The sequence below is a fragment of the uncultured Algibacter sp. genome (genome assembly GCF_963976535.1).
Classification (GTDB): Bacteria; Bacteroidota; Bacteroidia; order Flavobacteriales; family Flavobacteriaceae; genus Algibacter_B.
Genome location: NZ_CAXBLF010000079.1, coordinates 1 through 11,847, shown reverse-complemented (window position 1 = coordinate 11,847; position 11,847 = coordinate 1). Strand labels below are relative to the sequence as shown.

Annotated in this window: 9 protein-coding genes; 4 read left to right on the top strand and 5 right to left on the bottom strand. The window is 31.3% G+C overall.

The genetic code is table 11. The annotated features are described in order from the left end of the window. A partial coding sequence (locus AAC024_RS14660) for an HYR domain-containing protein (RefSeq protein WP_339896246.1) occupies positions 1 to 2,684 on the bottom strand: 2,684 nt, incomplete at its 3' end. A gap of 37 nt (positions 2,685 to 2,721) precedes the next feature. Next, positions 2,722 to 3,207 carry a hypothetical protein gene (locus AAC024_RS14655; protein ID WP_339896245.1) on the bottom strand — a complete coding sequence of 162 codons (486 nt, stop codon included), beginning with the start codon at positions 3,205 to 3,207 and terminating at the stop codon, positions 2,722 to 2,724. A 558-nt stretch (positions 3,208 to 3,765) separates the two neighbouring features. Between AAC024_RS14655 and AAC024_RS14650 the strand changes: the two genes are divergently transcribed. The 4 genes from AAC024_RS14650 to AAC024_RS14635 all read left to right on the top strand — a co-directional run bounded on the left by AAC024_RS14650 (position 3,766) and on the right by AAC024_RS14635 (position 8,140). Then, positions 3,766 to 4,254, top strand: a complete 489-nt coding sequence (locus AAC024_RS14650) for a histidine phosphatase family protein (RefSeq protein ID WP_339896244.1) — start codon at positions 3,766 to 3,768, stop codon at positions 4,252 to 4,254. Positions 4,255 to 4,373: 119 nt separating this feature from the next. Next, on the top strand, positions 4,374 to 6,440 hold the full coding sequence (gene ppk1 / locus AAC024_RS14645) for a polyphosphate kinase 1 (RefSeq protein ID WP_339896243.1): 2,067 nt from the start codon (positions 4,374 to 4,376) through the stop codon (positions 6,438 to 6,440). A 1-nt stretch (position 6,441) separates the two neighbouring features. Beyond that, positions 6,442 to 7,347: an exopolyphosphatase gene (locus AAC024_RS14640; RefSeq protein WP_339896242.1), complete on the top strand. Its 906-nt coding sequence runs from the start codon at positions 6,442 to 6,444 to the stop codon at positions 7,345 to 7,347. Between the two features lie 190 nt (positions 7,348 to 7,537). After that, positions 7,538 to 8,140: a porin family protein gene (locus AAC024_RS14635; RefSeq protein WP_339896241.1), complete on the top strand. Its 603-nt coding sequence runs from the start codon at positions 7,538 to 7,540 to the stop codon at positions 8,138 to 8,140. 375 nt (positions 8,141 to 8,515) lie between these two features. On the opposite strand, the gene AAC024_RS14630 is transcribed toward AAC024_RS14635, so the two are convergent. The 3 genes from AAC024_RS14630 to AAC024_RS14620 form a co-directional block, all read right to left on the bottom strand. Next, the gene (locus AAC024_RS14630) at positions 8,516 to 9,097 is read right to left on the bottom strand and encodes a tRNA-(ms[2]io[6]A)-hydroxylase (protein WP_339896240.1); all 582 of its coding nucleotides are present in this window, start codon (positions 9,095 to 9,097) and stop codon (positions 8,516 to 8,518) included. A gap of 3 nt (positions 9,098 to 9,100) precedes the next feature. After that, positions 9,101 to 9,673, bottom strand: coding sequence for a hypothetical protein (locus AAC024_RS14625; RefSeq protein ID WP_339896239.1), 573 nt, complete (start codon positions 9,671 to 9,673; stop codon positions 9,101 to 9,103). Positions 9,674 to 9,914: 241 nt separating this feature from the next. Continuing rightward, positions 9,915 to 11,669, bottom strand: coding sequence for a DNA polymerase III subunit gamma/tau (locus tag AAC024_RS14620; RefSeq protein ID WP_339896238.1), 1,755 nt, complete (start codon positions 11,667 to 11,669; stop codon positions 9,915 to 9,917). Positions 11,670 to 11,847 lie beyond the last annotated feature (178 nt).

The following is an 11,847-nucleotide window of genomic DNA, read 5'->3' as shown; positions in this document are numbered from 1 at the left end:
CCACAATCATCAGAAGTTGTTGGATCTGTTAATGTTATTGTGGCAAAACACGCCCCTGCATCAACATTTACGGTAACATCAGCAGCACAAGTAATTAAAGGATTGACATTATCAGTTACCACGACATCCTGAGTACAGGTTGCGGTGTTGTTATTATTGTCAGTTACCGTCCAAGTTACTGTCGTTGTTCCTACCAGATAGGTTGCCGGTGCATCATTGGTTACACTCAGGATTCCACAATCATCAGAAGTTGTTGGATCTGTTAATGTTATTGTGGCAAAACACGCCCCTGCATCAACATTTACGGTAACATCAGCAGCACAAGTAATTAAAGGATTGACATTATCAGTTACCACGACATCCTGTGTACAGGTTGAAGTATTGTTATTATTATCTGTTACCGTCCAAGTTACTGTCGTTGTTCCTACCGGATAGGTTGCCGGTGCATCATTGGTTACACTCAGGATCCCACAATCATCAGAAGTTGTTGGATCTGTTAAGGTTATTGTGGCAAAACATGCGCCTGCATCTACATCCACTGCGACATCGGCAGGACATGAAATGGTAGGATCTGTATTATCGATAACGATAATGTTTTGTACAAGATTCGTTGTTAAACCACTGCAATCCGTAAGAGTATAAGTTCTGGTAACGATATATGGACTTAAAGTAGTACCAAGTCCACCATTATTGGTGTCTGCCACGGTTACAGCAACAGCACCACCACAATTATCAGCTTCATCAGTAACTGCAGCAATATCAGCGACAGGTATATTAGATATACATTGTAGTCCAGTAATATCAGAAGGAGCAGTTCCAGTAGGAGCTGTAGTATCTTCAACAGTGATAGTCTGTATATACGGAGAACTTGTTACACCACAGGCATCTGTAAATGACCATGTATTAGTATATGTTCCACTGCCACAAGTGGTTGCCACAAAACTTCCTGAAGTTTTAGTAATTGTGAATAAACACTTATCAATTTCTGGGACAAGGCTTTGAGCTATAGCTAACTCGACTGCATCGTTACATCGAATAGTTCTATCCAAAGCCTTTGGAACTGTTCTCCAATTAGCAACTGGTTGCGTAATATTAATGACTGTTGGCAATTCATTTCCTATACCGCAACCATCCAAGGATTCAGAAGACAAGGTGTTTTGTGTTTTCGGGTTTAAAATACCATTATAGGCTCCTGAAAATTGTAATTCTAGTGCCAAATCACAATTTGTAGTTAAAAAATAACATTCGTTTGCAACAACTAAATTAAAATTAACAATTAATTCTGGCGATCCCACATTCAATGTACCATTAGCAACTTTAAATTCTAAAAACTTAGTGGAAGTGTTATAAGTATATGAAACACCATTAGGCAATGAAACAGGTGTGTTAAGATTTAATTGCGCACCTAATGTAGTTGAAATTACAAGATTTTCTACATTGTCATTTCCTGTGTTTTGTATTTTAAATTGAAAAGGAATAATTCCTCCAGGATTTTCCGTTAGGTTTGTTGTATCTAAATTTAACTTTAAAGGGTTGATTGAAGGTTCAAAAACATCAACAGCCATACCTAAAAGGTAAAGCCCATATGTTTCTTGATTAGATGTCATCCTAAATATGGCGCTTGTTTGATTATTTGAAATAATTTCGTTATTAGGATTGTTTAAATCAAAAGAACCGGCATCAAATCCTAAAGTGTTTAAACTCATCGGGTTTCTATCCACAAAATCGGCTCCGTTTTGAGTGATTTTGCTGTTAAAGAAATTATTTACTGGTCTCGAAGGCGTAGAAATACTAACAAAATTACCTGCTGCATTTTTTACTTGTAACTGGTCTCCAGATAAATCTCTATCTCCCTCTAATGCTCCAATAAGCATTTTAGTTTTAACAGGACCCGAAGGAATTGTTTGAAATCCGTCAACTAAAACGTCAAAATTATTGACGTCTCTTGTAACATGGGCATATCCATCAAAAATGGAAATATTTTTAGCATTTAATGCTGGGCTTTCATAAATAAATACTATTTGCCAACCTCCTGATGTACCAGTTCTACCACTTGGATGAGAATTTAGACTACCAGTTTTTGCCTCAACATTAGCTACTTGATATTTACCATAAAATGATGTTAAATTTTTAACATCACCGGTTATCTCTTTTACACATACATAGGGGTCATTACTAAAATGGCTATCACGACCTCTATAAATTTTTTTTCCACCATATTTTTTATAAGTAGTTTCTCCTGGTAACATGAGTAAAACTTCATTATATTTCCAATTGGGTTGGTTTTCACTATTTAAGTCTGATGTTGGCTCCTTATCTGCAGCAGCCCAATATAAATAAGCCTTTTTAATTGATAAACAATTGTTTAATGGTTCAGGATTAGAAAAATTAGCACTACTAGAGTTAAAGGTATCATCTGCTGAATCTCCATCACCATCAAAAAACCCATCAATATCTACATATACATTATCAGAATAATCATGATTGCCGTTAGTTCCATTATAGGCTCCAGTAGCCGTTCTAGAAAGCATATTATTTCCAATTGTAGAAAGGTTTCCGTTTACAGTGCCATCCCACCTAGATTTAAATTCTTTTTGAACTTGCGCAAAAGAAGCCAAGCCTAAAAGAAGTACAATTATAGTGAGTACTTTATTTTTATTTGAGAAAAGAGTAAAATTTTTCATGTGCCCCTTTTTATTTTTTTAGCGATTAATTAGTTTACTAATTAAAATCATTTGGATCTGGAATTAATCGTTCTATGGTTATGACATTACTTAATATGCCTTTACCTTTATTATTCTTTATAAAAATTTCAAAACAGTTTGCTGAATTAAGTCTTGTGTTCTTATTTGTAGAAAGCCTTACATAAAAGTTAATTGTAGATTGTCCTTTTGAATTCAATTGATTAAGACCTGATCGTTTATCTTTATTTAATACAAAAGAATCTAAATTTGATTTGTATTTCTTTGAAGAAGATTCATCTTTATATGATTTACTAGTACTATTATAACAAGAAACATTTTTAACAGAAATATTTAAGTTTTTAAACTCCTTATTACTGTTGTTTTTTATTTCAAATAAATAATTATGTTCAGAATCACTTAACGCATTAGAGGGTTTTTCTAAAAGCTTAATTGATATATCATTTTGGCTGTGTGATGATACAACACAAAATAGTAATATTAATAGTGTAAAAATTGTTTTCATAGTAGGTTATTTTCCTTCGTTATTACTTTATATTTTAGAATTAGTTATAATTCTATCAATAATAATTTTTTATTTCTTTATACGGTTAACCAGTTTATGAATCTGATTAAAATCTTTGTTATAAATGACACCAAATAAATGAATTAGTCACGTACGTTAACTAACAAAAAAACAAACAATAATAAATTTTTGAGGGAAATACTACGAGGGAGAAGCATTGAAAAAAATGCTGTATTTTCATTAAAAGTTCGATTTGCGGTCATAATTTTAGAATTTAGCAGGTGCAACAAAAAACGACATAAGTAATTTTTTAATCAAAAAAACGTGTTAATAAACTAATAATTTCGATGAAACGACATTCAAATTGTGTTCGTCGATTTTATATTTTGGTTCATCGAGCGTATTTATTTTAAATAGCTGGTTCTGTGAGCTTTGTATTTTTTTAATATTTAAATTATAATTATATGTTATTTTTATATACTTTAATCAAGCAAATAAATTGAATTTTATCGAATAAAACAACTTTTTATCGATAAAAAATGCATTTAATCGAGAATTTTGAAAAAATTAATATTGGTAAGACATGCAAAATCATCGTGGGAACACGATGTGACAGATCATCAAAGACCACTTAAAAGGAGAGGGTTGAAAGATGCTAATTTGGTTTCTAAATCCTTTAATAGCAAAGGTTTAACAGCAGATTTAGTGATATCTAGTGATGCGATACGTGCAAAAACTACAGCAGAAATTTTTATATCAAATTTAAATATTGAAGAAAACATCGTTAAATTTAATCATGATTTATACGATTTTTCAGGAACAGATCTTATACGAATTATTAAATCTTGTGATGATACGATTTATACACTTATGCTTTTTGGCCACAATTATGCCATAACAGCTTTTGTTAATACTTATGGCGATAAATATATTGATAATGTTCCTACAAGTGGGCTAGTGGCAATTGAGTTTGATATGGATCATTGGAACGAATTAAAACCAGGCAAGACTTTGATAACCTTATTCCCAAGAGATTTAAAGCTCTAAATTATATTAAAAGTTTTCTGAAAATTATAAAAATTTTATGATAGCTTAAAGTTTAAAAAAAGTATTATTCTACTTAAATACAATATATTTGTTTTGTAGTAAAATTAAATAAAACTTTAATGACAAAACCCGAGGTTTCAAACAATAATAGTTACATAAATAGAGAGATTAGTTGGTTACAGTTTAACGCTAGAGTACTACAAGAATCTTCAGATGAAACAGTACCTTTAATAGAGCGTTTACGCTTTTTAGGGATTTTCTCAAATAACCTTGATGAGTTTTTTAAGGTTAGGTATGCCACTGTTAAAAGAATTGTTGAGGCAGGAAAAGGAGGTAAAAATCAATTAGGAGGAATTAAAGCTAAAGAGCTACTTGAAATTATTACTCAAACGGTAATTAAACAACAAAGCGAAAGTTTAGATACATTAAAAAGCATCAAGTCTAAATTAGAAGATGAAAATATTTATATCATTGATGAGACTCAAATTGATAGCATTCAGCACGATTTTATCAAGCGTTATTTTATTCAAAATGTAAGTCCAGCTCTAGTAACTATTATTTTAAATGATTTAGTTGTTCTTCCTAATTTAAAAGATAGTGCAGCTTATTTAGCGGTTAGATTAGTTATACCTAACGATGAAAGGCAATATGCTTTAATTGAAATACCAAAAAATATAGATAGATTTATAGAATTGCCTAAACAAGGAGATAAAAACTATATCATCATGATAGACGATTTATTGCGTTATTGTTTAAGTGATATCTTCAATATTTTTGATTATAACAGTATTTCAGCCCATATGATCAAAATAACCCGAGATGCTGAGTTAGATTTTGAAAGTGATTTAAGCAAAAGTTTTATAGATAAATTATCGGCTAGTGTTAAAGACAGGCAAATAGGTGAACCGCTTCGTTTTGTATATGACAAAACAATTCATAATGAAACCTTAGAGTATTTAATGTCGAAAATGGGCATAGATACTACTGATAGTATAATACCAGGAGGACGTTACCATAATAGACGAGACTATATGAAGTTTCCCAGTTTAGGTAGAACAGATTTGTTATATGATAAAATTGAAGCTTTACCTATAAAAGGACTTAGTTTGGAAGCCAGTATATTCGAAGCCATTGCAAAAAAAGATTACCTACTATATGCACCTTACCAGACATTTTCATATATCGTTAAGTTTTTGCGAGAGGCTGCTTTAGATCCAAAAGTAAAAACTATAAAAATCACTATTTATAGGCTTGCAGAAATTTCTCATATTGCAAGTTCTCTTATAAACGCTGCAATTAATGGCAAAGCCGTAACAGTATCAATTGAGCTTCGTGCCCGTTTTGATGAGCAAGCTAATATTGATTATGCTGAACAAATGGAAGATGAAGGTGTAAACTTAATTTTTGGTGTTCTAGGTTTAAAAGTGCATAGTAAAATGTGTGTTATTGAGAGAGAAGAAGATGAAAAAATGAAACGATATGGTTTTATAAGCACAGGTAATTTTAACGAATCTACGGCAAAAATTTATACAGATCATACGCTTTTCACCTCAAATCAAAAGATTTTAAAAGACGTAAACAAAATGTTTAGTTTCTTTCAAATTAATTACAAAATATATAGATATAAGCATCTCATAACATCACCTCACTATACACAATCTTCAGTTTTTAGATTAATTGATAATGAAATTGAAAGTGTTAAAGCTGGAAAAGAAGGTTTTATTCGGTTAAAAATGAATAGTATTTCAAGCTATAACATGATTGATAAATTGTATGAAGCCAGTAGAGCTGGCGTTAAAATACAAATGATTGTAAGAGGTATTTGCTCTTTAATTCCTGGTGTAAAAGGAATGAGTGAAAATATTGAAGTCATAAGTATTGTTGATAAATTTTTAGAACATTCTCGAATTTATATTTTTGGCAATAATGGTAATCAAAAGGTGTATATTTCATCGGCTGATTGGATGACCAGAAATATTGAAAATAGAGTAGAAGTAAGTTGTCCTATATATGATGAAGCTATTAAACAAGAAATACTTGATGGGTTTAATTTATCTTGGAGTGACAATGTAAAAGCACGACTTTTAAACACTTCTATAGAAAATGAATATAAAATAGATGACAAGGAAAAAATAAGATCGCAATTTGCTATTTATGATTATTATTTAAAAAAGTTAGAAAACTAAGATGCTCTCAATAAAAAAATACGCCGCTATAGATATAGGATCAAATGCGGTCAGACTACTTATTTCAAACATCATTGAACAAAAAGGGAAACCAGTTCAGTTTAAAAAAAACTCTCTTGTTCGTGTGCCAATTCGTTTAGGGGCAGATGTTTTCATTAAGAATAAAATATCTAAAGAAAACACACAACGTATACTAGACACCATGCTTGCTTTTAAACTGCTTATGACATCTCATAAAGTTGTTAAATATAAAGCTTGCGCTACATCAGCAATGCGAGAGTCTGCAAATGGTAAGAAAATAGTAGATTTGGTTTTAGAGCAAGCAGGAATAAGCATTGATGTTATTGGCGGAGAAGAAGAGGCTGCTATTATTGCTGCAACAGATTTGAACAAATATATAGACCCTAATAAAACATATTTGTATGTTGATGTTGGTGGAGGAAGTACAGAATTTACAGTAATCGATCAGGGAAAACAGGTGGCTTCTAGATCGTTTAAAATTGGAACTGTTAGGCTGTTGAACGATATAGTTAAAAAAGAAACATGGCTAGAATTACAAGAGTGGATTGGAAGTCATTCAAAAGGTTACCATAAAATTGATGTTATAGGATCTGGTGGAAATATTAATAAAATCTTTAAAATATCTGGAAAAACTATGGGGAAACCACTTACATATTTTTATATGACATCATACTATAACATGCTTCAAACCTATTCTTATGAAGAGCGTATTACTGAACTTGATTTGAATCAAGATAGGGCAGATGTTATTATTCCAGCTATGAGAATTTATCTTTCTGCTATGAAATGGAGTGGTGCTAAAAACATCTATGTACCAAAAATAGGACTTGCAGATGGTATCATTAAAAGTATTTACTATGATACAGTTTCTAGTAATACACAGTAAAATTCTGCACTTTAGCTTGTATAATTGTCATTTTTTAAATTTATAATATATCTTCGTACCTGCATAATTGCTATTAATAATAACCCAAATCTATTAATAATGAAATAAGCCTCAAGATTTATGTTACTTCCAACTTAAATATATTTTGGCAAATTACATCTGATAGATTAAACTAAATAACAACAAACAGATGAAAAAATTATTACTATTAACAGTACTACTTGGTTTTTCATTTTACGGATTTTCTCAAGATAAGGATGAATTGAAGGCTTCTGAAAAAGCTAAGGATACTGCAAAAGTCCTAGAAAAATGGTCAGCTTCTAGCGGAATAAAATATGGTGTTAGAGCAGGTTATACCATTTCACATTTAGATTTTGAAGGTACGCCTACTATGGATAATAAGCATAGAAACAGTATGTATATTGGTTTCTTAGCAAATATTGGTTTATCAAGAACCTTATCGTTAGTTCCAGAAATACAGTTTTCTGCTGAAGGCGCTAATGCTGAACCTTTAAATTTAGATTATATACAAATGCCAGTTTTATTCAGGTTTAGATTTAGTGAAAAGTTCCATGCAGGTTTAGGTCCACAAATAGGATTGAAAGTTTACAAAACTGATGATGGCATGAAAAACCTTGCATATTCAGCGGTTATTGGTGCCGACTATAAAATTAACTATGCCATTTTTGTGGATGTTAGATATAACTACGGTATTAGAAACGTTTTTGACGAAATATCAGGAATCGTTGCAAAAAACAGAAATATTCAATTAGGGGTTGGCTATAAGTTCTAGTTTTTATTACATTATTGTCCGACTAAAAATATTTGGCTTAAAGAAAACCTTTGCGAACCCTAAGTTTTCAGGGCTTATAAAAAAGAGGGGCTTGCTTTTTGCGATTACTGAAAAATTTTATTTTTTAGAAAGTTATGAATTTAAAAATTACTGTTTATCAATTAGTTACAATCAAGTCTTTGTTCTTGGTTCTAACAGCGAAGTGGTCTTGATTCTTTAATCGGACACTACTATTTTTATTATTTATTAGAACAAAAAAACACACTTATAAATTATGATGTAAGGAATATTAGCAATGAGATTTATAATGTTTTCAGTTAGTACAATTAAGTCTTTATTCTAAAAGCAAAGCGGTCTATTCTCTTTCGTCTAATATTAACCGTGTATAGCTTCGCTAGTGCCTAAATTACTAATAATAATACTTTCATATTCAAGAAGTTGTTGCCATTTGGTGTCAACTTCTTTTTTTTCGCCATATTGTCTAGCAAACCCTAAAAACATGGTGTAATGGTTGGCTTCACTAACCATAAGGTTTCTATAAAAATCTGCTAACTCCTTGTCTTCTAATGCTTCTGAAAGTAGTCTAAAACGCTCACAACTTCTAGCTTCTATTAGGGCTGCGTATAGTAAGCGATGAACGAGTTGTGTTGTTCTACTACCACCTTTAGGGAAAAACTTTAATAATTGAATAACATAGTCATCACGCCTATCACGCCCTAAAGTCCAACCACGTTCTATAATTTTGTCATGCACCATTTTAAAATGGCTTATTTCTTCTTTAACCAGAGCTACCATTTCTTGAACCAGCTCTGTATATTCGGGAAAACTTACTATAAGCGAAATGGCTGTACTTGTTGCTTTTTGCTCACAAAAGGCATGATCAGTTAGTATTTCTTCTATATTTTTTTCAACAATATTTACCCAACGCGGGTCTGTTGGTAATTTTAATCCTAACATGGTTTATATAATATTAGCAGAACGGTTATTTTCTTTAATTTGAATGGTCCCTCGTTCATCTATTTTCAATACAAAATCTTTATATGTTTTAGTATTTGGAATGTGGAAAGCCGTGTTTAAATACAATTCACGTTCTGTTGAAGCTTCATAGTCTATCCAAACATGCTGCATTATGGCCGCTTCCCAAAATGAAGTGTTTTCAAACGCATCAAAAAGTTTTTTATTTATGACCGATTGATTAATAGTTGAACCATTTTTTAAAATATGAAGTTTAGCTTCAAAATTTCTATAATTTATTTTTGAAGTTGTATTATTTTTAGTTTTTACGGTTTTTGAAACAGAGCTGTTTTCAATAGAATTATATATTATTTTTATTTGAAAGCCATTACTTAAAATGGTATCCGTAACAATTTCAACTTTAGTTTCTGGAACAAATTTAATGTGTTCATTAAAAGCGTTCAAAAGATTATTTTCAGGTAAAACTTGAGTATTAGTTTGATGAACTCTACTTCTGCCATCACAATTCATTAAACAAACAAACACTAATATGAATAATAGAAGAATATTGTTTTTCATTTTTAATAATTAAATTTTAGTATATGACAAAAATATAAAAGTGTCACATTGAGCGCAGTCGAAATGCTTTTGAATACGATATTTCCAATGTCTTCGACTGCGCTCAGATTAACATCCGATATATTATCAATTTTTGTCATGTACTCAGTAATTAAATACAAATTAAAAGCAAATTTTGATATGAAGTTGTAACCAAGTATTATTTCTTAATTCTATAAGCGAAAGCGGTCTAAAATCTTTTCTAAACATCTAAATCGAAAGTTTTTCTTAAAAGGTCAATATTAGGATTTTTTTCTTTTAATTTTTCAAATTTATCAGCTGCAGTGTACGCATATTTCTTTTCCATAACGTCATTTATGGTTATAGATAAACTGATGTCAAAATTACTTAATGTCTTTCTTATATAAGCTAGAAGATCGTATTGTTGGCGTTCCACCTCAACTTTATTTGTTTCATTTGGAAATTCTAAATGAATAGTATTGTCTTTTATTTTTGGGGTATCTATGGCTAAAATTGAGGCTAGATTATGTTTACCATCTTGCCTTAACTTTTCAATATAAGTATTCCAAACGTTGATGAGTTCTTTTTCAGTAAATGGCTCTTTTGGTAAGTTTTCCTCATCAATAACCACATCCATTTGTTTAATAAGATGTTCTTTTTTTGCTCTAATACTTGATAATGAAAGTCCGGATGCTCGTTTTGAATCTTGCTTTAAAACAATTTTTGGAGGTTCGTTTACTTGAAATTGCTCAACAACTTCTGAAATGTTTTCTAAAGGCTCAGGTTTTTCTTTTTTCGCTTTCCTGCCTGACGGCGAGGCGGGCGCGGAAGTGATAGCATTTTCAGTTTTCTCAGGAATAGTAACTGGTATAGGCGTAATACCCTTTTTTCTGAAGTAAGATGCTGGAATTATGTAATGTTTGCTATTTTTTTTTTCTCCATCATGAGTGATAGAGGCTAGTTGCATAAGGCATAATTCAACAAGTAAGCGCTGATTTTTACTAGTTTTGTATTTGAGATCACAATCGTTAGCAAGATTTATACCTTGCATAAGAAACTCTTGGGAGGCTTTTTTTGATTGTTCTAAATACTTGGCTTTGGTTTGGTCTCCAACTTCAAGTAATTCTATAGTTTCTGGCGTTTTACTAACTAGTAAATCCCTAAAATGAGAGGCTAATCCAGCAATAAAATGGTGCCCATCAAAACCTTTTGAAAGCGTATTGTTAAATTGTAGTAATAATTCAGGGATTTTATTTTCTAAAATAAGGTCGGTACTAGTAAAATAGGTTTCATAATCAAGTACGTTTAAATTCTCGGTAACGGCTTGTCTAGTAAGATTTTTACCTGAAAAACTAACCACTCTATCAAAAATAGAAAGGGCGTCACGCATGGCGCCGTCAGCTTTTTGCGCAATAATATGCAAGGCGTCATCTTCAGCAGTAATACCTTGTTCTCCAGCTATATATTTCAAATACGTTTTTGCATCTTTAACCGTAATCCTTTTAAAATCAAAAATCTGACAACGCGATAAAATAGTTGGAATAATTTTATGTTTCTCAGTTGTAGCTAAAATAAAAATACAATGTTTTGGTGGCTCTTCTAAAGTTTTCAAAAACGCATTAAAAGCGGCTGGTGAGAGCATGTGTACTTCGTCAATGATATACACTTTATATTTTCCAACTTGTGGCGGAATACGAACTTGATCAGTTAAGCTTCTAATATCATCAACAGAATTGTTAGAAGCAGCATCTAGTTCAAAAATATTAAAAGCAAAATCTTCATCGCCGGTTTCAGTACCATCACTATTAATCATTTTCGCCAAAATACGGGCGCATGTTGTTTTACCAACACCACGAGGCCCAGTAAATAATAAGGCTTGTGCTAAATGATTATTTTCTATAGCATTCAATAATGTATTTGTAATAGCTTGCTGACCAACAACGTCTTTAAACGTTTGGGGTCTGTATTTTCTAGCTGATACTACAAAGTGTTCCATTGAATTTCTTAAAGTAACAAAGTTAAAAATTCAATTCAGAATTTTGAATTCTGAACTTAGAATTTAATATGAGTTATTAACAAATGTAACCTGTTGATAATGACGGGTTTTTTATTGATTTTGTCAGAAAAAATGTCGAACTTCGTTTAACAACCGATAAAGTTCACCTGCACTGAAC